26 protein-coding genes and 1 pseudogene are annotated in these 23,588 nt (G+C 34.5%); 10 read left to right on the forward strand and 17 right to left on the reverse strand.

Translation table 11 applies throughout. From position 1 onward, the window contains the following. Positions 1–394: 394 nt before the first annotated feature. The 4 genes and pseudogenes from RK02_RS05145 to RK02_RS05160 form a co-directional block, all read right to left on the reverse strand. A pseudogene (locus tag RK02_RS05145) lies at positions 395–1,102 on the reverse strand (sodium ion-translocating decarboxylase subunit beta); the annotation flags it as partial. 276 nt (positions 1,103–1,378) lie between these two features. Beyond that, complete coding sequence (locus RK02_RS05150; RefSeq protein ID WP_016183187.1) at positions 1,379–2,065, reverse strand: fructose-6-phosphate aldolase; 687 nt, start codon at positions 2,063–2,065, stop codon at positions 1,379–1,381. Between the two features lie 19 nt (positions 2,066–2,084). Continuing rightward, positions 2,085–4,526 carry a glycyl radical protein gene (locus RK02_RS05155; protein WP_016183188.1) on the reverse strand — a complete coding sequence of 814 codons (2,442 nt, stop codon included), beginning with the start codon at positions 4,524–4,526 and terminating at the stop codon, positions 2,085–2,087. Positions 4,527–4,744: 218 nt separating this feature from the next. Then, a complete protein-coding gene (locus RK02_RS05160; protein WP_016183189.1) occupies positions 4,745–5,488 on the reverse strand; it encodes a DeoR/GlpR family DNA-binding transcription regulator in 744 nt (247 codons plus the stop codon). 145 nt (positions 5,489–5,633) lie between these two features. Here RK02_RS05160 and RK02_RS05165 point away from each other — a divergent pair, with 145 nt between their 5' ends. Continuing rightward, positions 5,634–6,425: a glycyl-radical enzyme activating protein gene (locus RK02_RS05165; RefSeq protein ID WP_016183190.1), complete on the forward strand. Its 792-nt coding sequence runs from the start codon at positions 5,634–5,636 to the stop codon at positions 6,423–6,425. Between the two features lie 75 nt (positions 6,426–6,500). Here RK02_RS05165 and RK02_RS05170 read toward each other — a convergent pair whose 3' ends face one another. Continuing rightward, a complete protein-coding gene (locus RK02_RS05170) occupies positions 6,501–8,006 on the reverse strand; it encodes an MDR family MFS transporter (RefSeq protein ID WP_033415317.1) in 1,506 nt (501 codons plus the stop codon). Positions 8,007–8,097: 91 nt separating this feature from the next. Beyond that, a complete protein-coding gene (locus RK02_RS05175; RefSeq protein WP_016183192.1) occupies positions 8,098–9,708 on the reverse strand; it encodes an amidase family protein in 1,611 nt (536 codons plus the stop codon). A 185-nt stretch (positions 9,709–9,893) separates the two neighbouring features. Between RK02_RS05175 and RK02_RS05180 the strand changes: the two genes are divergently transcribed. Together RK02_RS05180 and rplS are read left to right on the forward strand one after the other, a co-directional pair. Beyond that, on the forward strand, positions 9,894–10,967 hold the full coding sequence (locus RK02_RS05180; protein ID WP_016183193.1) for an AbrB family transcriptional regulator: 1,074 nt from the start codon (positions 9,894–9,896) through the stop codon (positions 10,965–10,967). A 193-nt stretch (positions 10,968–11,160) separates the two neighbouring features. Further along, a complete protein-coding gene (gene rplS / locus RK02_RS05185) occupies positions 11,161–11,508 on the forward strand; it encodes a 50S ribosomal protein L19 (protein ID WP_016183194.1) in 348 nt (115 codons plus the stop codon). Positions 11,509–11,936: 428 nt separating this feature from the next. Here rplS and trmD read toward each other — a convergent pair whose 3' ends face one another. The 5 genes from trmD to rpsP form a co-directional block, all read right to left on the reverse strand. Further along, entirely contained in the window at positions 11,937–12,686 is a 750-nt protein-coding gene (gene trmD / locus RK02_RS05190) for a tRNA (guanosine(37)-N1)-methyltransferase TrmD (protein ID WP_018451636.1), read from the reverse strand. Continuing rightward, on the reverse strand, positions 12,673–13,197 hold the full coding sequence (rimM, locus tag RK02_RS05195) for a ribosome maturation factor RimM (RefSeq protein ID WP_016183196.1): 525 nt from the start codon (positions 13,195–13,197) through the stop codon (positions 12,673–12,675). The genes trmD and rimM overlap by 14 nt, the downstream gene beginning before the upstream one ends. Before the next feature lie 91 nt (positions 13,198–13,288). Further along, positions 13,289–13,540, reverse strand: a complete 252-nt coding sequence (locus RK02_RS05200; protein WP_016183197.1) for a hypothetical protein — start codon at positions 13,538–13,540, stop codon at positions 13,289–13,291. Positions 13,541–13,892: 352 nt separating this feature from the next. After that, positions 13,893–14,141 carry a KH domain-containing protein gene (locus RK02_RS05205; protein WP_016183198.1) on the reverse strand — a complete coding sequence of 83 codons (249 nt, stop codon included), beginning with the start codon at positions 14,139–14,141 and terminating at the stop codon, positions 13,893–13,895. Positions 14,142–14,152: 11 nt separating this feature from the next. Next, entirely contained in the window at positions 14,153–14,428 is a 276-nt protein-coding gene (rpsP, locus tag RK02_RS05210; protein ID WP_016183199.1) for a 30S ribosomal protein S16, read from the reverse strand. Positions 14,429–14,622: 194 nt separating this feature from the next. Here rpsP and RK02_RS05215 point away from each other — a divergent pair, with 194 nt between their 5' ends. The 4 genes from RK02_RS05215 (at position 14,623) to RK02_RS12470 (ending at position 17,518) form a co-directional block, all read left to right on the forward strand. Further along, a complete protein-coding gene (locus RK02_RS05215; RefSeq protein WP_016183200.1) occupies positions 14,623–15,009 on the forward strand; it encodes a GntR family transcriptional regulator in 387 nt (128 codons plus the stop codon). Beyond that, positions 15,006–15,878: an ATP-binding cassette domain-containing protein gene (locus tag RK02_RS05220; RefSeq protein WP_016183201.1), complete on the forward strand. Its 873-nt coding sequence runs from the start codon at positions 15,006–15,008 to the stop codon at positions 15,876–15,878. The genes RK02_RS05215 and RK02_RS05220 overlap by 4 nt, the downstream gene beginning before the upstream one ends. A gap of 11 nt (positions 15,879–15,889) precedes the next feature. After that, the gene (locus RK02_RS05225; RefSeq protein WP_016183202.1) at positions 15,890–16,984 is read left to right on the forward strand and encodes an ABC transporter permease; all 1,095 of its coding nucleotides are present in this window, start codon (positions 15,890–15,892) and stop codon (positions 16,982–16,984) included. A gap of 207 nt (positions 16,985–17,191) precedes the next feature. Continuing rightward, complete coding sequence (locus tag RK02_RS12470; RefSeq protein ID WP_245555730.1) at positions 17,192–17,518, forward strand: C39 family peptidase; 327 nt, start codon at positions 17,192–17,194, stop codon at positions 17,516–17,518. A 279-nt stretch (positions 17,519–17,797) separates the two neighbouring features. Here the strand turns inward: RK02_RS12470 and RK02_RS05235 are convergent, their stop codons facing one another. The 6 genes from RK02_RS05235 to RK02_RS05260 form a co-directional block, all read right to left on the reverse strand. Next, on the reverse strand, positions 17,798–18,352 hold the full coding sequence (locus RK02_RS05235; protein ID WP_016183204.1) for a DUF1307 domain-containing protein: 555 nt from the start codon (positions 18,350–18,352) through the stop codon (positions 17,798–17,800). Continuing rightward, on the reverse strand, positions 18,336–18,971 hold the full coding sequence (locus tag RK02_RS05240; protein ID WP_016183205.1) for an ABC transporter ATP-binding protein: 636 nt from the start codon (positions 18,969–18,971) through the stop codon (positions 18,336–18,338). Before RK02_RS05240 ends, RK02_RS05235 begins: the two co-directional genes overlap by 17 nt. Before the next feature lie 14 nt (positions 18,972–18,985). Then, on the reverse strand, positions 18,986–19,624 hold the full coding sequence (locus RK02_RS05245) for a hypothetical protein (RefSeq protein WP_016183206.1): 639 nt from the start codon (positions 19,622–19,624) through the stop codon (positions 18,986–18,988). A gap of 28 nt (positions 19,625–19,652) precedes the next feature. Beyond that, positions 19,653–20,342, reverse strand: coding sequence for a hypothetical protein (locus RK02_RS05250; protein ID WP_016183207.1), 690 nt, complete (start codon positions 20,340–20,342; stop codon positions 19,653–19,655). A gap of 15 nt (positions 20,343–20,357) precedes the next feature. Then, a complete protein-coding gene (locus tag RK02_RS05255) occupies positions 20,358–21,173 on the reverse strand; it encodes a hypothetical protein (RefSeq protein WP_016183208.1) in 816 nt (271 codons plus the stop codon). Positions 21,174–21,236: 63 nt separating this feature from the next. Then, positions 21,237–21,641 (reverse strand): DUF2712 domain-containing protein, encoded by a 405-nt coding sequence (locus tag RK02_RS05260; RefSeq protein WP_016183209.1) that lies wholly within the window; start codon positions 21,639–21,641, stop codon positions 21,237–21,239. Between the two features lie 169 nt (positions 21,642–21,810). On the opposite strand from RK02_RS05260, the gene RK02_RS05265 reads away from it, so the two are divergent. From RK02_RS05265 to RK02_RS05275, 3 genes are read left to right on the forward strand one after another with little or no spacing between them, the layout of a single operon-like run. Then, positions 21,811–22,179: a BlaI/MecI/CopY family transcriptional regulator gene (locus tag RK02_RS05265; RefSeq protein ID WP_016183210.1), complete on the forward strand. Its 369-nt coding sequence runs from the start codon at positions 21,811–21,813 to the stop codon at positions 22,177–22,179. Positions 22,180–22,181: 2 nt separating this feature from the next. Beyond that, a complete protein-coding gene (locus RK02_RS05270; protein ID WP_016183211.1) occupies positions 22,182–23,297 on the forward strand; it encodes a M56 family metallopeptidase in 1,116 nt (371 codons plus the stop codon). A gap of 3 nt (positions 23,298–23,300) precedes the next feature. After that, on the forward strand, positions 23,301–23,519 hold the full coding sequence (locus RK02_RS05275; RefSeq protein ID WP_016183212.1) for a hypothetical protein: 219 nt from the start codon (positions 23,301–23,303) through the stop codon (positions 23,517–23,519). Positions 23,520–23,588 lie beyond the last annotated feature (69 nt).

Genomic DNA, 23,588 nt, shown 5'->3' on the forward strand with positions numbered 1-23,588 from the left:
AGTTCGCTGATGAACTTCTTATGCTTTCACATAAGCACAGACTATCTCTTTTCCCTAAGTGTCATCTGTTAGGGCGAAACCACTTCCACTATCAATCGCTTATAGTGTACTTCCCTCACGAGGAATAGTCGTTGAACCTTCTCCTATTCAGAGCTTGGCTGCGGATTGCCGATTCATACAGTACTTAGGCTTTAACCTTATACCATCTTCTAAATTTTTTCTGCTTTCGCCACAATCACGCTGATTTTTCTTTCAAAATTACGTTGTTGTTTTAGAAGCTTTACGGTTTTTCCGCAATTCAGTTTCTTCGTTGCATAAGTGGCTGACTTATGACTACTTGCTAATTACTTAACAAGCTGACTGTTCAATCGCTTTTGTTTACAAAAGACTAGCCAATCAAACATCCGATTAAGGTCGTTGCACTAGGTACAAGTAAGCTAACAAAAATGGTTACCACTATTGGAAAAATAATTTTCTCTGTCCGACTTACTTTTCGATTTACCTGCATTTTACATTTGCGTTCTTTTTTGGTTGTTACCAAACGAATAATTGGTGGTTGAATAATCGGTACCAAGGCCATATAAGAATAAGCAGCTAACGCAATTGCCGGTAGTAAATTAGGGGCTAGACGACTAGTTAAGAAAATCGCTGTTGGTCCATCTGCCCCACCAATAATACCAATTGATGCAGCCTCTTGTGGGGTCATGCCAAATAATATCGCTAAGAAAAACGCAGCAAAAATACCAAATTGTGCCGCACCACCTAATAAAATCGTTGAAGGATTAGCTAACAAAGGTTCAAAATCTGTAGCTGCCCCTAGACACAAAAAGATCAGTGGTGGATAAATACCATATTTTGTGCCCAAATATAAATAATGTAATAATCCCCCTGGCTGATTACCGAACCCACTAGCCATTAAATTAGCTAAAGGTAAATTGACTAATAACATGCCAAAAGCTATAGGAATCATTAAATAGGGTTCATATTGCTTTTTAATTCCTAGATATAAGAAAAAACATGCCAAGATAATCATTATTGCATTTTGAATGGTTAAATTAGCCAAGCCTGATGTTACAATCATTTGATGAATAATTTCATTCATAAATCTCACCTACTCTCATAAATTTTTTAGCAATACTCAGCTATTTTTGTTTAAAAAATTGACCGATTAAGACCATCAATCCCCAAATACCTATCAGCACAATAAATACCACTACCATCGAAAAAAACGTCAGAAACAAAATTTTATCTAAGCTATACATATCGCCTCACCTCTTTTTTGAAAACGTTTTCTTACAACTGAATTATAACATACTTTTTCAAATAAAATACAAAAAGATTGTTTAAGCTCACCTTTGAACTTAAACAATCTTTTATATTAATTATTCAATTGGTAGATTTTTTGTTCCTGACCAAAAATGCTTTCCCAATCCTTGGTAAAATCAGCCACTGCTTGATTAATCGCTGGCATTGCAAAAATTTGATTGACTACCTCATTACCGATTGTTACAGCCTGCGCACCTGATTGGATGGCTACATTTACTTGTCCAAGATTTTTAAAGCTGGCGGCTAAAATTTTACTGGTACTATTTGTCCGTTCGATTTCTTTAGCTAAATGCGCAATAATCTTTTTGGCATCAATATTACTGTTTTCCATTCGATTGAAATAAGGTGCTAGATAATCCGCTCCCCCCGCAATTGCTAAGTAACCTTGAAATTCTGTATAGATTGCAGTAGCCGTAACCTTTAAACCTTGCCGTTTTAATTCTTTTATCGCCTTAATTCCGACTGGATTGACCGGAACCTTGATATAAACATCTGAGTCAATCTCAGTAACAATTCTTTTGGCATCTGAGAGCATTTCCTCATATTCCGTCGCTACCACTTGAATATGTAGGCTGCGTTCTTTGCCAATTAGTGAACGAATTTGGCGCATATGATTAAAAAAATCAATCTTGCCTTCTTTTTTGATAATTGACGGATTGCTTGTAACCCCAGCAATTGGTAAACAATCCGTCCATTGCTTGATTGCTGCTAAATTTGCGGTATCTAATAATAACTCCATAATTTTTCCCTTCTTTACTTTAAATGACATGTTCTGTTCGGGCGATAATATCATCCTGTGTGGCCTTAGACAATGCGTTGAAGAAGGCTGAGTAACCAGCTACGCGCACGATTAAATCACGATGCTTTTCTGGATGTTTTTGTGCATCTAATAAAGTTTCTTTTGAGACCACATTATACTGAATATGATAGCCCTTCAGCGTATTAAAGAATGTTCGCAATAGCATGATTAATTTTTGCTTATCTTCTTCTTTAGCTAAAGTCTGTGGATTCACCTTTTGATTAAGTAGTACCCCACCTAAAATATCTTCGGTTGGTAGTTTGGCTACTGATTTTAAGACAGCTGTAGGGCCATGTTGATCCATATTATGTGAGGGTGAACAGCCTTCAGCTAATGGGCTCCAAGCTTTTCGACCATCTGGGGTTGCCATTGTTCCTTTGCCTTGACCGACATTTGCAGAAATAGAGGAAGTTCCTGAATAGCGAATGCCGCCAATCGGTCCACGACCAAAACGTGTATTCGGATATTTCTTAATTTCATCAATATACACTTCATAAGCATCATGAACTAGTTGATCGACATAATCCTCATCATTCCCATATTTAGGTGCCTCTTCAATAATCATTTCGCGTATTTTTTCATTTTCTTCGCCTTGCCAATCAGCAACTAAAGCATTCCATAATTGTTCAGGAGTGATGCGCTTTTCTTCATAAACTAATTTTTTAATAGCAGCCAGTGAATCGGCTAAATTAGCAATCCCAATTTGTAAGGCAGAAATATAGTCATAGACTGCTCCCCCTTCTTTTAACGTTAGTCCACGTGCAATACAATCATCAGTTAAAGCCGAACATAAAATATCAGGGACTTCACTTTCAATCGCTAGATCGACTACATTTTCAACAATCACACTCATTTTTGTTAATTCTCGCAGCGTTGCATCCCAGGCTTGCAATAATTCATCGAAACTTTGCATTTGTGTAAAATGTCCATGCGACTTAGCATAGCGTTTTTGGCTAACTGGATCAATCCCATCATTCATTGTAATCATCAATATTTTAGCAAAATTGATATAACTCATGCCAGTACAACGATACCCCCATTTACCTGGGACCGCCGTTTCAACACAGCCAATTGCGCTGTAATTATAGGCATCCGCTTCTTTCACTCCATATTTAATAAAGGATGGAATAATGATTTCATCATTATTAAAGGCTGGCATACCAAAACCTAATTTCATTACTTCAATCGCTTCATTCATAAACTCAGGATTTAGATTTTTATGATAACGAACGGTTAAATTAGGTTGGGGCAATCTTGTTTGCGCCACACTTTGTAAAACTAAAAAGGAGAGTTCATTTACGGCATCTTTTTTATCGGTTGTTTGACCACCAATCGTGACGTTTTGATATAACGGACTACCTGCACTACTAAAGGTATGGGCTTGACTACGAACTTTATTAATTGTTAATGTTTTTATCCAAAGATTGGTTAATAATTCTAGTGCCTCTTGCTTGGTTATTACCTTGTTATCAATATCATGACGATAATATGGATACATATATTGATCAAAACGACCATAGGATAAAGAATGCCCATTCGATTCGATTTGTAAAATTAATTGAATAAACCAAACAGATTGAATCGCTTCATAAAAGGTTTCCGCTTTTTCATACGGAACCTTCGCACAAATTCGGCTGATTTCTAATAATTCATTTTTACGTTTTTTGTCTGGTGTTTGACTAGCTAATTCTTTGGCTAGTTGACTAAAACGTAAAGCATAGGTCTTTACGGCATCAATGACGATTAATACGGCGCGATAGAAATGATATTTATGAATATTTTCCGGCTTCGTTAAATCCAATGCTTGCTTGGCTTGCTTCGTACGAGCTTCAAAATCACGCAAACCATACTTTAAAATCTTTTCATAATTCACGGCCAAATGAGCATCGCCTGAGTTCATCTTACCTTCCATACCAAAAAAGCCAGACTCCATATAAACCTGTACTTCTTCAGGTAACATCGCCCCCGCTCTTGCACGTAAATTATTATTTTGCCAAAACGGCGCGATAGAACGTAGCTGCTCTTTGGTTTCTTCAGTAATATAAAAGACATCACCATCGCGTTTTTCAAAGGTATCTAGCTCATTTAAAACAAACTCTAACGTATACTCAGGAAAAATAGGGGCATCCTTATTTGACTTGGCTTGATTGCCAACGATGAAGGTTTCATCCTCAATGTAGATACTCATATGACTTAAAATATTTTGCAACATATATGCACGCTTTAACAAATTTGGCTCATTTTGATGCGCCTGATAGCTTTCTGTTGCTAAAATCGCACGTTCAGCACAGATATACGGTTTTTTGTTTAACACTTCTTCACGATATTGATGCATGCGTGAGGTTAAATCACCAAAATGTTTACGATTGACCTGATCTTTAGTTGCTACGGCAGTCGGCATAAAAACCCCTCTTTTCTTCATACGAAAGTTTGTTTTGTTTCTTACGGAATTAATATAGCACATTTATTCACAAGTTGTCAAACGAAATTAAAAATACTTTCATTTGAAAGCTTATAAACGATAAAAAAGATCTGATTTTGCTTTCAATCAGATCTTTTAAATACTATTCCTATAACTTTTCTCTATTTATTTATCATGACTTACTGATTATCGCTTTTTTAAACAGTAACAATTTCTATTCCTTTTTGTTCTAAAAATTCCTTTTTATTTGCCTGTATGCCTTTATCGGTAAAAATTTTGGCAATCGCTGAAAAAGCAAATTCAGAAACGACACCAATTTGTTCAAACTTACTAGAATCAGTCAAAATAATCGTTTGGTTCGCAGCAGCCATCATTGTTTGGGCTGTATCGCATCTAGTAATATCACTGCCAGTAAACCCTCTTTTTTCATCAAAGCCATCAATGCCAACAAATAATTTATCTACCCTAAATTCACTAATTACCTTTTTGACTAAGGGACCAACGTTAACCTGTGAATCCTTTTGGTACTCGCCGCCAATCAAAATAACCTTTACAGATTCAGCCTTACGAACATATGAAGCAATAAAACAAGAGTTAGTAATAATCGTGACATCTGATTTATTATAGGCCAATTCTTCGGCTAAAAGCGCGCAGGTCGAACCTGATTCAATCATCACGGTTTCTCCATCTTTAACTAATTGCGCAGCTTTTTTCGCAATTTTTCGCTTTAAATCATAGTTATAAGCCAAACGATAGTTGATATCATCTTGCTTATTTAACACCGCAAAGCCATGTTGGCGATGTAAAATCCCTCGGGCTTCTAATTTATCTAAATCCTTACGAATGGTTACACTAGAAACTTTTAACATTTCCGCCAATTCGTTCACTTCAATTTTCTTCTTTTCACTAACAATCGCAATAATTTCTTCCGCTCGATTCATACGCTCACCTCATCTATCATCTCTTTAAGAATAACATATAGTAGCAAAAGTGACAACTTTTCGCTATTTTCATTTGAAATAAAAATATTTACGTTTGAAATTATATGTGATAAAATGAACTTGATAAAGAAAGTGAGTGAGAAAGATGCCATCAACACAAACAAAATTAACTGCTTGTATTTTCAATATCCAAAAATTTAGTTTACATGATGGTCCAGGGATTCGGACCGTGGTCTTTTTTAAAGGCTGTCCTTTACGTTGTTATTGGTGTGCCAATCCTGAATCACAGAATACCTATCCTGAAAAAATGTTTCATCCTCAGAAAAATAAAATGCAAACGGTTGGAGAAATAAAAACCGTTGATGAAGTGATGGCTGAGGTACTAAAAGATTTGCCATTTTATCAAGAATCTGGTGGCGGAGTGACGCTATCAGGTGGGGAAGTATTGTATCAAGCTGATTTTGCCATCGCTTTACTTCAGGAATTGAAAAATAAGCAAATTCATACAGCGATTGAGACCACTGGTTATGCCAAAACTGCGATTTTTCAAAAAGTGATTGATCTCGTTGATTTCATTTACTTTGATCTAAAACATTACGACGATCAAAAGCATCTAGCTGGTACTGGTGTTCACCAACAACTAATCTTAGATAATCTTACTTATGCCTTAGCACATCATCAAAATGTCGTGGTGCGTATCCCTATCATTCCAAATTATAATAATCAACTTGCTGATGCGCATGAATTTGCGCGCTTCTGTCAAAATTTAGGCATCACCAAGGTTGAATTGTTACCCTTCCATCAATTTGGTGAAAAAAAATATGAACAATTAAACCGACAGTATCGTTTAGCAAATGTAGCGCAATTACACACTGAAGATTTATCACACCATCAGGAAATTTTCCAACAAGCAGGAATTGCATGTTGCGTGAGATGAAAGCCGTTGATTGTTAAATATCATTCTTAAAAAAAGCCTAAAATGTTTCAAGGAAACATTTTAAGCTTTTTTAGTTTAATTTAACTCATTCATTTTCACTTGATTACGAATATAAACGACCACACAAAGAATACTTACTCCTACCAATATAACCGTCATTAAAAAGGTCATGTGTAACCCATCATATAACACCTTGCGCAATAGCTTATGATACATTTCTGGGACTTGATCAGCAGTTTTAGGATTGACAAATTGATTTAATAAGTCCGTACGTCCGGCTAATTGAACCTGATTTAGGCTTTGATTGGTAATGAAGTTAAAAATCAAGCCAAAAATCGCCACCATCACCGTTTGACCAATCGTACGAACTAATGTATTAAACGAAGTAGCTTCCCCTAAATGACTTTTAGGTACTACCTGTTGTGCCGTAATCGTTGTAGAAACAATCACCATACCCATTCCTAAACCAAATACAAACATTAAGATGACAAAATACCAAGCAGGCATATTAATTGGCGCAATAAACAAACCAATTGTTGTTACTAAAATAAACAATAATCCAATGAAAATAACTCGACGAATGGAATGTTTGGTTAATAGCTTGCTAGCAAAATTGGTCCCTACTACCCAAAAAAGAGAAATTGGTGCTAAAACTAAGCCACCAATCCCCGCAGCTAAGCCTGATACCCCTTGCATCCACATGGGAATATATACCTCTACTCCCATTAAAATGCCGCTTACCAAAGCAGCTACTAAATTCACCCCGATAAATAAGGGATTATTAAATAAGCTTAAAGTAATAATTGGGTCTTGTGCTTGTTTTTCGATTTTGATAAATAATGCCAAAAATAACACACTGACTACTAAACAAGCAAGGACCATGAAATGAAAACCCTGATCACTTAATAATTGGAAGCTTGCTAGTAAAGTTAATAAAACCAACATCAAGAGAAAACTTCCGAGTAAATCCATTTTCTTTGTTTGACGAACTCGCTTTTCTTCATGCAGACTCATAAAAACCAATAATAATTGCACGAGGCCAATCGGAACATTAATAAAGAAAATCCAATGCCAACCGATTGTATCTACAATTAAGCCACCAGCTAAAGGGCCAATGACACTCGCTATGCCCCACATCGTTGAATTATAGCCCATGACCTTGGTCCGCTTTTCAATTGGATATAAATCGGCTAATAAGGTTAGCGAAACTGGCATCAAAGCTCCCGCTCCCATCCCTTGTAGGGCACGTGATAAAATCAAGGTGTGCATATTAAAAGACAACCCACAAAGAGCAGAACCGATGATAAATAATAATGTCCCCACCATGAAAACTGGTTTACGCCCAATTTTATCCGTTAGTTTTCCGTAAATTGGGGTTAACATCGCACTAGTTAGTAAATAAATTGAAAACACCCAATTCATTAATTCGATTCCATGCAACGAACCAACAATGGTGGGCATCGCAGTTGTGACAATGGTTCCTTCAACAGCAGTCATAAAAGTTGCTACAAAAATCGCAATGGTCACTAATTTGACATTTGTTTGCTTCAAAACAATTCCTCCAATTCCTAAAAAAGGCATGCACGCGAAACAACAATCAGTGTTAAGCGTACATACCTATTAAAGATAGCAAATATTCACTAAAAAACCTAGTAAAATGATTAGAGGATTGTTAAAATGATTTGATTTGCGCTAAAAGCGTTAAATCCGGTTGTCTTCTTGCTTTTGTCGCCTGTTCAAATGCATAACCTAATGTCAACAATTCAGCATCCTCATCTTTAAACCCAATAAAAGTAGCGCCATGTGGTACACCTTGCGCATCAAAAGCAAATGGCACCGTTAATTCAGGATAGCCTCCTACTGCTGGTAATAAGACTTTGTCATAATTAAATGAAACAAAAGCTGATAGTTGATAGGCTTGTCTGAGCTGATTTAAACGCTTGCGAGCCAATTCAATTTGCTGGGTAATAAATAGTTTATCAGGTGTTTGATAATTACTTGCCTCTTCAATCAAGCGTTGACCATAGCGTGCATTTTGTTGTAAATTTTTTTGGTTAAAGCTGACTAAATCAGCTAAATTTTGGATTGGATAATGGTAACGAGTTGTAAAATTTTTAAAATCGGTAAATAAATCATGATTGATAATTTGCAAGTTATCGATCCCTTGCTCATCAAATTCCACATCAACAACAACGGCTTCAAGCGCCGCTAATACTTGACGAAGCTCATCTTGCATTGGATGATCACTTTTTACCAAACCAATTCGCATCCCTGCCAATGAAGCTTGCTTAAGCGCAAGAACATCAATTTTAGCCAAATGACTACTTGCATTGTAAACCAAAATAGCATCTTTTACAGTTTTAGTAATTGGTCCAACTACATCTAAGCTACTCGATAATGGAAAAACCCCAGTTTCTGGTAGTGCGCCTTTAGATGGCTTATAACCTACTAATGATTGAAAAGCGGCAGGAGCAGTAATAGAGCCAGTTGTCTCTGATCCAATGGCAATCGCACCAATATTCGCTGCAATACTTGAGCCAGCTCCTGAACTAGAGCCTAATGGTGAAATGCGCAATGGTCCATATGGATTTAAGGTTTGCCCATGCTTGCTACTATAACCACTTGGCATAGTTGGATCCATAAAATTAGCTAACTCAGATAGATTGGTTTTACCTAATAAAATAGCCCCAGCTGAGGATAATTTTTGGACAATTCCAGCATCTTCATCGCCAATATATTTGCTAAAAGCGATCGTTCCAGCACTTGTTGCTAAATCCTTTGTTAAAATATTTTCCTTATAGGTAACAGGAATCCCAAACAGTGGATGATTATTCGCTAAATATTTTTGTTCATCACATCGTCTAGCTTCAGCCAAAGCATGCGGATTCACTTCCGAAATAGCATTCAATCCGGAATCACAAACATCAAACGCTAACATACGGTCCAAATAAAAAGCCGTTAATTCTTCATAAGTTAATTTTCCCTCTTGAATGAAACCTTGGATAGTCAAAACATCTTTTTCAAGGATGTATTTAGCCTTCTTTCTAATTGCCAAGCGATCAATGGAAGCTAATTGTGTTTCAATTACTTCTCTTAATCGTTCATTTTCATATTGTAATAATTCTTGATCAGCTTCAAAATCAGCAGTAATTTTATCCATTCCCTCTTGAGTCTTCTCTTCGCTATGAGTTAGCGCTTTTTTTCTTTTGTAGAATCGATAACCTGCCAAACTAGCCGTCAAAACAGCCGCTCCTGTTGCCAACCATAACCCTTTTTTTCGCATTTAACTCACTTCCAATATCATAATTTTTTAATCATTTTATCATGAGAAAAAACAGATTGCCAAAATTAAGCAATATTCTAATTGGATATTTTTGGATGAAACAAATAATGCACTAAAAAAACATCTTCACAAACAAAAGCATGCTATGCTTAACTTGTAAATCACCAAAGAAAAGGACCACTAAAATGCTAATGATTGGATTAACCCTATTTATCGCCTTTATTGGCGCACAAATCGCCAAATATTTCAAACTACCAGCACCTTACATGACTGGTAGCATGATTGGTGTGGGCATTTTTGCTGCTTTAACTAATCAGGCTGTCATGCCCAGTAATTTAAAAACTTTTGCTCAAATAATCAGTGGTGCCTATATCGGCCAACAGATCACCAAACAAGATCTGAAAAATCTACCTAAAATGGCTTTACCAATTATCTTTTTATTAAGCCTGTTTACAATTAACACCTTTTTAACTGGCTGGTTGTTTGTTAAATTTTTTCATTTTGATTGGATCACAGGCTTGCTTTCCTGTTTACCTGGGGGCATTATGGATGTTTCACTGATCAGTATGGATATGAAAGCTAATGCACATACTGTTGCAACTTTACAATTTATTCGTTTGGCAGGAATGTTATTGATTTTACCCTATTGGATTGAATTGTTTGTGCAACACTTTCATAAACAGACACCTCAACCAAAAAATGAAACGAGCGTAGCCAAACAAAAATCAAGCTTGCAGACAACTAAGCAGAGAAAGTATTTTTGCAATCAATTATTCATTCTATTAGTAGCCAGCTTAGGTGGACTATTCGGTTTATATTTACAACTGCCAGTTGGTGCATTGAGTTTTTCACTACTAGCTTCAATTATTTTAAAATTAACCATGAACACCACGCCTTTAGATAAAAACATTCGCTTTTTTGCACAATTAATTGCTGGTTCAATTATTGGTAGCACCTTTACTGATGACAGTTTACTATTTTTTCACCAATTAATTTTGCCTGCAGCCCTATTATTGTTCAATTATCTAATCGTTAATTTGATTTTTGGTTTGACCATTTATCGCACTAAACGCTTAGATTTACGCTCTGCTTTATTTGCTTCTTCACCAGCTGGAGCAACCGATATTTCCTTGATTGCAGGCGACTTAGGTGGTGATATGACTAAGATTGCACTCATCCAAATTAGCCGAACCTTATATACGATTTTAGTGCTTCCTCAGCTTATTCAGCTTTTTTTATCCCTTTGCTTAGCGCATTGATTAAAATCGAAAGAAGCTAAGTAAACCCAAAATTTTATTGTGTATTAAAAAAATTTCTAACTGACAAGAATTTTCTCTTTACAGCAAGTATATCTCTATGTTAAGATAATTTTTGAGCGTGTGCTCAACGATTACGATATTCCGCTGGGACCTTATAAAGTCTTAAGAGTATTTGGTATAAGGAGAAAGAGAAATGAATCCATTAATTCAAGAATTAACACAAGAACAATTACGTACAGACATCCCTGCATTCCGTCCTGGTGATACAGTACGCGTGCATGCAAAAGTTGTGGAAGGTTCACGTGAACGTATCCAAATTTTTGAAGGTGTTGTTATCAAACGCCGTGGTGCTGGTATCAGCGAAACTTACACTGTACGTAAAATTTCAAATGGTGTAGGTGTTGAACGTACCTTCCCATTACACACTCCACGTGTTGCACAAATCGAAGTTGTTCGTTACGGTAAAGTACGCCGTGCAAAACTTTACTACTTACGTGCATTACACGGAAAAGCTGCGCGTATCAAAGAAATCCGCCGCTAATCTATTTTCTGACACGAACCATCTGCAAAATTGCAGATGGTTTTTTTAGTTTAAAATCGACTGCTTCATATTCCTAAAATAAAGAATAGCACTCGAATTTTCTTATGTCTGAGCAAGCTACTTCGCATCCCTAGAGTAGTCTGTGTTCAACGACTAGCTACTCGGAAAATTTGCCTTACCGTTTGAAAAAATTTAAATTCTTCCGTTTTTCAAACGGTAAGTAACACTCAAATTTTCTCGTAGCTAGGCAAGTCGCTGAACATCCCTATTATAGTCTGTGTCCAGCAAGTAACCCCTTCGTCAAATAAGCTAGTCTGGTGAAAAATTTCTATAATCGCTGAATTTTTCCCAGACTAAATCTTATTTGCTCGGAGCTAACCAACTTGCTGAATATCCCTATTAAAAAAAGACTAATCGCAGCAGTGCAATCAGTCTTTTGGGGTTTCTTCTTTTTTTACTTCAGCTAAGAGCTTAGTCATTTGTTTGGTTAAAGTTAGTTTTTCTAACATATCTGGCCGACGTAAATAGGTTCGGCGTAAGGACTCTTTTAGTTGCCATTCCTCAATGAGCTTATGGTTGCCATTTGTTAAAACAAAGGGAACCTCCATACCTTTAAAATTAGCTGGTCGCGTATATTGTGGGTGCTCCAAAAGTCCAGTCGAGTGTGAATCAGTTTGAGCAGAGGTTTGATTGCCTAAGACATCTGGCAATAGGCGAACAGTGGCATCAATCATAACCATTGCACCAAGCTCTCCACCAGTTAATACATAATCGCCTAATGACACTTCATCTGTTACCAATGTACGAATACGTTCATCGTACCCTTCGTAATGACCACAGATAAAAACAAGCTGCTCTTCTTTAGAAAATTCTTCAGCCATTTTTTGATTAAAAGGTTTGCCAGCTGGATCAAGTAAAATCACTCGTTTTTTAGTATCTGGCGTTTGTGCTTCAATTGCCTTTAAATTATCATAGATAGGCTGAACCTTCAGTAGCATACCCGCACCGCCACCATAAGGATAATCATCGACCGTTTGATGCTTATTGTCAGAATAATCACGGAAATTATGCACATGAATAGATAATAGCTCTTTCTCACGTGCTTTACCTATAATCGACTCTCCCATTGGTCCTTCAAACATTTTAGGAAACAAGGTTAGCACATCAATCCTCATCATCTAACAATCCTTCCAGTAATTCAATGTGTACACAGCCATTTTCAAGATCAATCTGTTTAACAACTGGTTCAATATAAGGTAATAGCAAGTCTTTTTTTCCAGGTCTTTTAACTACCCAGACATCGTTGGCACCTGGCGAAAGAATCTCAGCAATTTTCCCTAGCGTTTGCCCATTTTCATCAATTACATTTAAACCAATAATTTCATGATAGTAATATTCATTTTCTGCTAATTCAGACAAGTCTTCTGCCGCTACTTTTAAAATACCATCTCTAAACGCTTCGACATCATTCACATTTGTATAGCCTTCAAAAGTCAAAAGGTCGAAATTTTTATGCTTACGGTGACTAGTAATCGTTAGGGTTAGAGGTTCGTGCTTGGCTCTAAATAAAGTCAGTTGATTGCCCACTTGATAGCGTTCATCCGGAAAATCAGTTTGAGAAATTACTCGAACTTCTCCACGGATTCCATGTGTATTCACGATTTTTCCGACATTATAAAATTCCGTCATTGGTTGCCTTCCTCATCAATTTTATTTAAGATTTTAGCTCTTGAATTTAAGCAGGAAATCTTATAAACCTTTATCGTATGCTTAATCATCACTAAAAAATTTGTTGAACAAAATCTCTTAACCAAGTAAGCCCCTGATTGGCCCAATCCTTTAGTGTCTGTAAATCCATTAGTTTAGGACCATTTGATTTTACGTATTGTACTAGTGAAAAAATTTCGCTCTGGTAAATCCATAGTAAAAAGAGGATTGCTGCTAGAAAGAGTAATTTTAATAATTTAGATTTTACTTTGAAAAGAGCTATCATACAAGAGATAACTACTGCCCACATAATCCAAAAATCCATCAGCACATCACCTCACATCCTAGTTTTTAAGTGTTTGGAGGGTAGCTGTCTTCGCATCTAAGTCATCTTGGCTGAAGTGTTTTTAAAGCTTATTCACCTTCTAGCCAAGATGCAAGCTTAGCTGCTCGCAGCTAAGCAACCCACCTCACATCCTAGTTTTCAGTGTTTGGCAACTAGACATATTGAAAATTCGCCCCGCCAATTGCCAAAATCTTAAAATCATTTGATTTTTGCATTGGTGGGTATACCCGAATTTTCTCATGTCTTAGCAAGTTGCCTCACATCCTAGTTTTCCTAGTTTTCAAAAAAAAGACTAGAACAATCAGTTCCAGTCTCTGATAAAATTTTATTTTTATTCTTTGCCGTCTAAAATATTTAAACGCACCTTTTTAGGACCATTTACACGTACACCATAAACAATTGTACGGATTGCCTTAGCGACACGTCCTTGTTTACCGATAATACGACCAATATCTTCAGGTGCAACGGTCAAATTATATTCATAAAATTCTGCGGACTCAGTAATTTCCAAATTTACTTGGTCTGGCTGAGTCACCAATGGACGAACGATTGTTAAGACTAAATCTTTCAAATCTTTCATATCCATCCACCTTATTTCTTAGTGAATTTAGCTTCATGGTGTTTCTTCATAACGCCTTCTTGAGAAAGGATGTTACGAACAGTATCAGAAGGTTGCGCACCTTTTGATAACCAATCAAGAACTAAATCTTCTTTGATTGTTACTTCTGCAGGGTTCTTTAATGGGTTGTAAGTACCTACAGTTTCAATAAAACGTCCATCACGAGGAGAACGTGAATCAGCAACTACAATACGGTAGAAAGGAGCTTTTTTAGATCCCATACGTTTTAAACGAATTTTTACTGCCATGTTAATTAACACCTCCATAATTTTTAATCACATGTGCTAGTTTAACAGTTTTTCTTCATGGTGTAAAGAGTTTTTTCTTTACAGCTTGCATTTTTTTCAAAAAAATTTTTATTTTGAGATTGACCGTATTAAGTGTACTAGTTATAATAGTACACAAAGGACAGGAAAATCATTCACGGAAAGGAGTAGATAGCATGCTTAGTATTGATAAAACCAGCAGTAAACCTTATTATGAGCAGCTCGTCTTATCGGTTAAAGAGAGTGTCATTCAAGGCGTGCTTCAGCCAGGCGATCAACTTCCCTCAGTAAGAGAAGCTGCCAAACAGCTTTTAATGAATCCTAATACCGTCAGTAAGGCTTATAAACAGTTAGAAGCTGAGCAAGTCATCGTTACCGTCAAAGGAAAAGGGACTTTTATCAAACAAACGCAAGATTTACCTAAGGATACCTATAAAATCCAGCTATTGAAAGAACAGCTCTATCAACTAATCATTGAAGCACGACATCTTAAAATTACCAATGAAGAGCTTTTTACTTGGATTAATGAAATTTCTAGCGAGTTAGGAGGCGACGAAAAATGAAAGTCCAAAATTTAAGTAAAATAATTGATCAAAAAGAAATCCTACGTGATATCCAATTTGAACTAACCATTGGCGAAATCGTTGGCTTAGTTGGTCGAAATGGTTCAGGTAAAACCACACTATTTCGAACCTTGAACAACCATTACTTAGCTGACAGTGGTGAAATCATCCTTCAGGGAACCAATCTTTTGGAGGATCCCCAATATAAAAACGAACTATTTTTTATCGATGAAAAAGAAAATTTTTTCAATCCCTATTCTCTGAAAAAAATTGCTGCTTTCTATCAATTAAGCTATCCCAAATTTGATTTAGACTTTTTCACGAAGCTCATCCATGCTTATCAGCTACCTTTAAATCGTAGTTATCAACGTCTTTCAAAGGGAATGCAAAAATTATTCCTGCTTATCTTAGCCATGAGCTCGAAAGCAACCTATATTTTCTTAGATGAACCCTTTGATGGTTTAGATGTTTTAGTAAAGAAACAAATGATTGAATTGTTGCTTGATGCTGTTGGTAATCAACCAATTAGTATTTTGATTTCTTCACATCAACTTAACGAATTAGAACCAATTATTGACCGTGTGATGCTATTAAGTCAACACACCATTACCCAAGATTATCAATTAGAAGCTTTACGTGAGCATGCTAGAAAATTACAGCTCGTCTTTAAAGGTAAAGAAATACCTGAAATCGTCAAGCAAAATTCAAAGGCTATTTCAATTCAAGGTCGAGTCATTGTCGCATTATTTGAAAACTATTCTGATGAGTTAGCTGAAAAAATCAAAGCGTTAGAGCCACTAGTAATGGAAGAACTACCTATTCAACTTAGTGACGTCTTTGAAGCTAATCTTAAAAATGAAACTATTTAAGGAGGATTATTATGCTTTATAAAATCTTTTGGCAACGTAGTAAATGGCTAATTTTATTGGCTAGTTTGATCATTATCGGAAGCTTTAGTCTCTCAGCAAAAGATTTGAGTAATCAGTGGCATCAAAATTATGATTATTACCATTCCAAAGAATTTAATCAATATTTTGATGAAACGCCCAAAAACTTTTTACAAGGATTTAAAAAAGGCAGTACCAAAGCAGACTATATTCGTTATAACTTAACTTTGCATTCCAAAAATACTGACTATTATTTGCAACCTAATAGCGATCTTGACCATACTGATTGGATTGGTTATCTTAGTGCAACTGGTAGTATGTCTATTTTCGGTAGGATTTTCTTCTTTTTATTCTTAGGATTCGCTATCTTTTTTATCGATTTAAAAACCCATTTTAACAAATATTTATTGAGTTTAAATGTAAAACGATCCACTATCTTTAGAAAAAAAGTAATTTTTTACTCTCTGATTGTTTTCATAAGTACCTTGATGGGTTGTATTATCGCCCAAAGCATTTTATGTATATCGATTCCAAGTGAATATTTAAATGTAACTTTTCTTCAAAGCATTTATGCTAGCATTTGTACTACACTAACTTACTTTACCATCTACATTATTGGGTTAGCTTGCGGCGTAGTCTTAGGTCATATGGTACTAGGACCACTTTCTATAGTACTAGTTTTTTACTATGCGGCATTTGTTAGTGCACTCTTGCCTTATTCTTTAACAAAATATTTAGCTACACTACAATTCATAGCTACTTTTTATGGAATTCATCCATATTTGCTAGCATTTTTAGTTATTGCTATTGTCTGTGGGTTATCCATAGCTTATTACAGTTTTAGCCATACTAGCTTGGAAGAAAATGGAAACTATATCCTTGTTCCTAAATTACGCTTGCCAATCTTTTTATTAATGTCAGTAGGTACTAGCTTATTTTTCTTTTATGGATATGTAAGCCACACTCTTGTATTTAGCAGTTTTAAACATCTCTTTTATTTCCTATTCATTTGGGGAATTTCAACCTTCTTGGTGTATCACCAAGCACTTCTAAAAAAATGGCGTTCCTATCAAGAAAAGCGGGGTTAAGACTAGGAAATGATCAAAATGAAAAAATCCAAAATAGGAAAAATACTATTTTTATCACTATTTTGTACCTTTTTATTTTTTATCTCCAAACAAATTGTAGTAAATCCTGATCTATTCTTTGAAAATCTATCGAGACTATTAGTAGATACAATGGCTAAGGTGGAGGGAAACCTCCCCTGGCCTTTTTCTAATGGAGTAAAGGTTCAGATGGATGTACCTTTAGAAAATCAGTTTGAAAAACCTAGTCTACAAAATGGTTGTGAGATTACTGCCTTATCCATGCTTTTGCAATATTATGGACATAATGTTAATAAAAATCAATTAGCCAATCAATTATACTATGTACCTTTAAAGGTAGATAATACCCATTATGACGATCCTAATGAAGGCTTTGTCGGCAACATAAAAGAAATAAATCAAGCGATGTGCGTATGGTTCTCTCCCATTAAAGCGGTTGCCGGTCAGGTCGTTGGCAACAGTTATATTGTTCATAATGAATACCTTTCATTTAAACAACTAAAAAAAACTGATTAGCCAATCAACACCTATTTCGATTTTAGCCACCTTAGAATTAAAAGTACCGCACGAACAAGCCTTCCATAGCTTGTCTACGCTAAACGGAGTAAGAAAAGTAACATCTAAAATTCATTCAGCGGCTATTACTGGTACCAATGGTACGATACTTTTGGTTATAAAAATTGTCAAGTAAATCTGCAAAAGATTTTTGAAAGTCTAGGCAATCAAGCCACCTATGTGGAGAAAAAATAAAACTAGCGATTATCTATCAATATATACCAATAGATAATCGCTAGTTTATCTTCTACGTATTTTTTTTAAATCTTCTTTTTCCTGCTTTTCTTTTTTCAAATAGTAATCTTTTTGCAAGGTAAATCCACCTTTTTTTAAGGCTTTTTCTGCCTGTTTTAATGTTAAGTCTTTAGGTGGAAGTTTGCCGAATATCCATTGATTATTTGTAGTACTAAAATCGCCTTTAGACATTTCTTCAAAATTAAATGTTAGTTTTTCAATAACCACGCTTTGTTCAAAGGTTGCTTTTGTTTTAATACCTGATCTATTCTTATATTTTTTTGCAACGCCTTGATATTTTTCTTTAGCTTCATCTGCATTTTTTAGACCAATGTGCTCATACATTGTTGATAACTCAATGGAATATCCTGTTAATTGTTCATTATGATATTTTAAAATAATTGTTCTTGTTGGTGTTTCAAAATTGTCAAAATGAAACCATTTTTCTTCTTGCGTTGCAAAGGACGATTTTCCAGCCATGAGGTAACAAATAAAAATCATCAATGGGATTGCGAGAATGAAAATGATAGAATGTCGATATTTTCTAAGTGTTTTTAACAATTTGTCCCGCCTCGATTTCTGTAATAGTATCACATAGCTCTTTAATTTCATACTCATTATGGGAAGCCATAAAAAAAGTCGTTCCTTGTTCTTTTAGTTCTTGAACAATTTCGATGAACTGTGCTACTGAACGTTTATCTAATCCGTTGGTCGGTTCGTCTAGTATCACTAACTCTTGATGCTCCATAATAGATTGAATAATTCCTAATTTTTGACGCATTCCTAAAGAAAAAGTCTTTACTTTTTGATCTTTATTTGCCAAAATACCAAATTTATCTAATAAGTAACAAATATATTTCTCATCATAATTATTATTCAAATCAGCTAAATATTTTAAATTTTCCATCGCCGTTTCATTACTCAAAAATCCTGGATGTTCTAAAATTAGCCCTGTTGATACAGGTAATTTTTCATTAAAACGAACAAGCTGATTGTTAATCTTAATTTCTCCACTATCTAATTTTATCAAACCACAGACAGCTCGAAATAGCATCGTTTTACCTGAACCATTTGCTCCAATTAAGCCATTAACCGTACCTTTTTCATATTGGAGCGAGATATTTTTCAATACATCTTTTCTTTTGATTCGTTTATTAATATTTCTAATTTCAATATACATCGTAAGATACCCCTCTATAGATACTCTTTATTTTTTAACAACAGTGGATTTATTCCTAATAAGATAATATTTCCTACAATTGCTAGCCCAATTTGAAATGGAGTGAACGTTGGTGTAGTAGCAAGACAAATCAATACACAGATTAAGAAAATGTAACCAATAAATGGCATATTAATTAGATAACCCACTGCAAGCATTTGTTGTAAAAATAAGATAAACAAAAAGCCTATTACACTTTCACTCACAGACAAAAAATGATAAAAAGACACCATTAACAAACTATTTGCCAGACCAACAATTAATAAGCTATAAGCTACAATACCACTGTAGTATATTAATAGTGATGTAACGCTACCTTGATTACGTATCCTAACCCATAAATTCTCTTGACTGATCATGACTGGAAATACATCATTCATCCATAATGATGCTCCGAAATAAACGATGATAGGCATTAGGTTATAAAACAACAATTTATAAAATGTCCAATTTTCGAGATTACTAGGAAATTTAAACAAAAAAATATGACTGTCTAAATCTATTCCTCTCATCCACATTATTAATAAAAAGATAGCAAATAAAATTGCAACAACTATGCGATATAATAAATTTTTGCTAAGTAATTGTAGTAAATATTTCCATTCTAAAATCATTTTAATCTCCATTTAGTCAAATTTCCTATTAAGATAGATGTTCTTGTGTAACAAGTCGAAAGTAGCATAATACACTTAGTAAGCCTGAACTTCCCACAAAGACTGGAATAATTGCTACTAAGGAATGACCTGATTCTGCAACAGGAGGGGTTAGGTAAAAGAAAGCCATCTTAAAAAGGTTTCCAAAATCAGTTCTTATATAATATAAAAAAGCTAAGCATGAAAAACTAATCATCAAAAAACCTGCCATATACCATTTATTTTTCAACCACAAAGTCCCTAAATATTGAATAAGACCAATCGTTACAAACATCATCAAATAACGAATATACACTTCTATCATCAAACCCAAGATAAAGATTTGCGTTGTTTGATGATAAATTGCTAAAATGATTAAAGCGAAAATTGGAACGAAGGCGCTAGTAAATGCAGCAGAGGCAATGCAGCAAAGATTCACTTTAAATTCTAATTTTTTAGTCAACCGAATACGCTCCATTGATTCTGGAAATTGAATCAAGCAAAGTAGTAATGCAAAAAAAGGGGGCAAGCCGTAAAAAGTAAATTCAATCGAGAATAATATATTTTCATATAAATTTCCATCGATGAATTCGTTTAATGCCAAGGCAAAGGCCGGAGTAACCAACAAAAGAATCAATATGAAAATAGTCAATTGCAAGAGAGATAAATTTTTTAAACGACTTTTGACAATCTTCGACATCTCTACTCCTCCTTGCTAACGAATTGATTTTTGTTTTACTTGTAGGACATCTCGCTTAATTTCGATATATTGAATAATTAAGATGACTACTGTCCAACAGATAGCATTAATCATAATTAATGGGAATAAATTTTCTTTATGACTTGCGCTAATAAAATCTAAAAAAGAATAGAAATGCAAGCTACTTAATCTAATTAACATCAAAAATAGATTCAAAACAAAAGAAATAATAAACATTCCTAATACTTCAATTAATTGATTAGCATAGAAGTAACTAATTGATAAACTAAATAAAGCGAATAGACCACCAAAAATAAAAAAGATTCCTATAACAAGGGCAATCATAGAAAAAGGATGGATTTCCGCCCATTTTTGAGCAAAAAAATGCTTGCCATAAATCGCAAAGCTCCCTAAATCAACTTTTAAATAGGGCATTTTAAAAGCTGCTGTCACTAAATTGATTAGTAAAGGAATGACACTCGCTATCCCACCTAATATAAAACTAGCTACTGCCAACGAAGTTAGATAAGTTCTTTTAGAAAGTCGTACAAGATGAAAAAGATTACGCTTACTTCGGACTTCCTGACCATATAAACTACCACCTACTAAGCTGGCAATAAAGGGTAAACTGGTTAAAAAATACATTGAAACTGCTCCAATATTATCAAATATCATGGTATACAATAAAAAATTATCTTTTCCCATTTCGTCCCAATGGTTAGTCGATTTTAATTCAATATAAGTTAAGATATAGCCAATAATAATCACGAAAAGAAATCGAAAACTAAAAATATTACGAACAATTTGTGATTTTACAAGTCTTAAATTCATTTTGATACCTCATATAAGTAATGTATAGCTACTTGTCAAAAGTAGCTATACATTACCTTCTTCCTAAACTGAATCTGGACTCCATACACCCGAAGCTTGAGTACTAGTAGAAAAACTGTTAGCAGTTTCAATCGCCATTCTCACATTACTATGTCCATATTTTTCATACGCATAATTAATAACATAAGCTGCTCCGCCTGAATAAACTCTTGTTTTTGGTGAACCGATTTCTGTACCATTGGCCATCTGCAACCATCCATTAACACCACCAGACTTGCTCATACTATGTAGAGCTAAATACGCTGAACTAGCATCTGTTTTTTCTCTTGAAGCAGTATAAGAATTTCCTTGGTTAGCCTTTAACCAAAAAGACCAACTGGTATCAGCGTGATTATTTGCCAATACTGGAATACTTCCAGCTAATAACAATACACTAGCTGCTCCCGCTAATAATACTTTTTTAATCATATTTTTTCTCCTTATATTAATATTTTGTAAAATATTTTACACAACGATTATATTAATACAACTCAAAAAAATCAATACACTTTAGAAATATTTTTTTATATCTGTATATTTATTGATTTTAAAAATGTAAGAATATATAATAAAAGCGGGAATATTGGAGGTGAAATTTATGCGAAGTTTAACAAGAAAAGAGTTGGAAATTTTATCTGTATTTTGGAAAAATCCCACAAAAGAATTATACGTTAAAGATGTCATACAATCAGCAACCAAGTTAAATAAAAATACTGTTCCAGTAGTTATAAAAAAGTTAGCAGATGAGGGCTTTTTAAAACCTAGCTCAGTGCAAAAGGTAGGGAAAACATTTGCTCAATATTATTTAGCAAATGTGAGTGAAGATGAATACATTGCTAGTCAATTTTCCAGAAAAGGACGACAAAACCTATTTGCAGCTTTTATCCAAAAAGATGCTAAAAAAGAAGAGTTAGAAGATCTCGCAGAACTACTGCAAAAAAAATTAGAACAATTAAATGAGGAATAATTATGATTATCTCTGTACCTGCTATTCTTTCGTCATTATTAATTGCAACGATTTTAATTCTTGTCCTTTTTGGTATTCACACTGTCAATCGTCTAGGCTTTGCAGTAAAGTTTGAATACCTACTTTTTGTTAGTCTACTCATCATCTTACGTTTGATGATTCCTTTTGAGTGGTCATGGACACATACAATCTATTCTGAAAAGCTATTGCCACCAATTACCAATATAACTTATATTCAGTTAGCTAATCATATCTATGTTTATCATCTACTACTATTGATTTGGTTTTTTGGAAGTATTGGTTTCCTATTCAAATTTTTAGTTAAAGCTATTAAACTGAATTATCTAGGTGACTTTACTAAAAATTATAAAGAGGAATTACAAGAAAAATATGCTTACTTAAAATTAGAAAAGATAAAAGGTATTTATTTCATTGAAGGGCTATCTACTCCCTTAGTAACCAATCCACTTCAACCGGAAATCTTTCTTCCAAGGTATAGTTATACTCAAGAAGAACTCAACTATATTCTGAAACATGAAGTTCAGCACATTAAAAATAATGATTTATACTTTAAGTTGGTTTTACAATTACTAGTGTGCATCTACTGGTGGTTCTTACCTATTTATCTTTTAGTTTCCATGATTAACTATCTGCTTGAGCTTAGAGTTGATTATCAAGTAAATAGCAAACATAGCGAAGTAGAAATATTAGCTTATTTTCAAACGTTGACTTCAACTGCTTTGCGCCTAGCTAGGTTTCCAGCACTCACTAATCTACTAGCAAGTAGTCAGTTTACTATGCGTAAAGAAAGTCTTTTAAAAAAACGGGTATTGTTTTATTTTGAAGCCCAAAAAAGACAAAAGCAAAAATTACTATTTATCATTCCACTCATTGTCACGTTTATTGCTCTCCCTACTTTCATGTTTGAACCTGATTCTATTGACGAACACACTAAAGCTACCACGTTATCAGAGGAACAAGTTATTCAAAATTACTATATATTAGATAAAAAAAATGGCGAACATTGGTTTTATGAGAAAAAAACCAACAAACAAACAGCAAGGATAAGAAAAAGTAGTTATTTCTATAATAAGTTGGAACATCGAAAGGAACAATAATCTATGAAAAAAATAATTTCCATAGTGCTTTTCTTAAGTATAATTATTAGTCAAGCACCCATAACTCAAGCAGATAGCATTTCTAGTAACGATTCGCAAATTTATAGTATTCTATCAGTTCATTATACTTGGCGATATAAGTTTGAAAACGGTAAACAATATAAGCGTAAATATGATGCTACCCATCAAAAATACGTTGGTGATTGGATACTTGTAAGTTAATCGTTAATTAAAAAATCCGTCAAAGATTGATTAAATCAAATCTTCGACGGATTTTTTTGATATAGAACG

Source organism: Enterococcus columbae DSM 7374 = ATCC 51263 (genome assembly GCF_000406925.1).
Taxonomy (GTDB): domain Bacteria; phylum Bacillota; class Bacilli; order Lactobacillales; family Enterococcaceae; genus Enterococcus_E; species Enterococcus_E columbae.

What these genes read in the sequence shown, in the direction of transcription:
- RK02_RS05150 (WP_016183187.1), bottom strand. Translation starts at nt 2,065, where the DNA reads ATGGAGTTATTATTAGATACCGCAAATTTAGCAGCAATCAAGCAATGG.
- RK02_RS05155 (WP_016183188.1), bottom strand. Translation starts at nt 4,526, where the DNA reads ATGCCGACTGCCGTAGCAACTAAAGATCAGGTCAATCGTAAACATTTT.
- RK02_RS05160 (WP_016183189.1), bottom strand. Translation starts at nt 5,488, where the DNA reads ATGAATCGAGCGGAAGAAATTATTGCGATTGTTAGTGAAAAGAAGAAA.
- RK02_RS05165 (WP_016183190.1), top strand. Translation starts at nt 5,634, where the DNA reads ATGCCATCAACACAAACAAAATTAACTGCTTGTATTTTCAATATCCAA.
- RK02_RS05170 (WP_033415317.1), bottom strand. Translation starts at nt 8,006, where the DNA reads ATGCCTTTTTTAGGAATTGGAGGAATTGTTTTGAAGCAAACAAATGTC.
- RK02_RS05175 (WP_016183192.1), bottom strand. Translation starts at nt 9,708, where the DNA reads ATGCGAAAAAAAGGGTTATGGTTGGCAACAGGAGCGGCTGTTTTGACG.
- RK02_RS05180 (WP_016183193.1), top strand. Translation starts at nt 9,894, where the DNA reads ATGCTAATGATTGGATTAACCCTATTTATCGCCTTTATTGGCGCACAA.
- rplS (WP_016183194.1), top strand. Translation starts at nt 11,161, where the DNA reads ATGAATCCATTAATTCAAGAATTAACACAAGAACAATTACGTACAGAC.
- trmD (WP_018451636.1), bottom strand. Translation starts at nt 12,686, where the DNA reads ATGATGAGGATTGATGTGCTAACCTTGTTTCCTAAAATGTTTGAAGGA.
- rimM (WP_016183196.1), bottom strand. Translation starts at nt 13,197, where the DNA reads ATGACGGAATTTTATAATGTCGGAAAAATCGTGAATACACATGGAATC.
- RK02_RS05200 (WP_016183197.1), bottom strand. Translation starts at nt 13,540, where the DNA reads ATGGATTTTTGGATTATGTGGGCAGTAGTTATCTCTTGTATGATAGCT.
- RK02_RS05205 (WP_016183198.1), bottom strand. Translation starts at nt 14,141, where the DNA reads ATGAAAGATTTGAAAGATTTAGTCTTAACAATCGTTCGTCCATTGGTG.
- rpsP (WP_016183199.1), bottom strand. Translation starts at nt 14,428, where the DNA reads ATGGCAGTAAAAATTCGTTTAAAACGTATGGGATCTAAAAAAGCTCCT.
- RK02_RS05215 (WP_016183200.1), top strand. Translation starts at nt 14,623, where the DNA reads ATGCTTAGTATTGATAAAACCAGCAGTAAACCTTATTATGAGCAGCTC.
- RK02_RS05220 (WP_016183201.1), top strand. Translation starts at nt 15,006, where the DNA reads ATGAAAGTCCAAAATTTAAGTAAAATAATTGATCAAAAAGAAATCCTA.
- RK02_RS05225 (WP_016183202.1), top strand. Translation starts at nt 15,890, where the DNA reads ATGCTTTATAAAATCTTTTGGCAACGTAGTAAATGGCTAATTTTATTG.
- RK02_RS12470 (WP_245555730.1), top strand. Translation starts at nt 17,192, where the DNA reads ATGGATGTACCTTTAGAAAATCAGTTTGAAAAACCTAGTCTACAAAAT.
- RK02_RS05240 (WP_016183205.1), bottom strand. Translation starts at nt 18,971, where the DNA reads ATGTATATTGAAATTAGAAATATTAATAAACGAATCAAAAGAAAAGAT.
- RK02_RS05245 (WP_016183206.1), bottom strand. Translation starts at nt 19,624, where the DNA reads ATGATTTTAGAATGGAAATATTTACTACAATTACTTAGCAAAAATTTA.
- RK02_RS05250 (WP_016183207.1), bottom strand. Translation starts at nt 20,342, where the DNA reads ATGTCGAAGATTGTCAAAAGTCGTTTAAAAAATTTATCTCTCTTGCAA.
- RK02_RS05255 (WP_016183208.1), bottom strand. Translation starts at nt 21,173, where the DNA reads ATGAATTTAAGACTTGTAAAATCACAAATTGTTCGTAATATTTTTAGT.
- RK02_RS05260 (WP_016183209.1), bottom strand. Translation starts at nt 21,641, where the DNA reads ATGATTAAAAAAGTATTATTAGCGGGAGCAGCTAGTGTATTGTTATTA.
- RK02_RS05265 (WP_016183210.1), top strand. Translation starts at nt 21,811, where the DNA reads ATGCGAAGTTTAACAAGAAAAGAGTTGGAAATTTTATCTGTATTTTGG.
- RK02_RS05270 (WP_016183211.1), top strand. Translation starts at nt 22,182, where the DNA reads ATGATTATCTCTGTACCTGCTATTCTTTCGTCATTATTAATTGCAACG.
- RK02_RS05275 (WP_016183212.1), top strand. Translation starts at nt 23,301, where the DNA reads ATGAAAAAAATAATTTCCATAGTGCTTTTCTTAAGTATAATTATTAGT.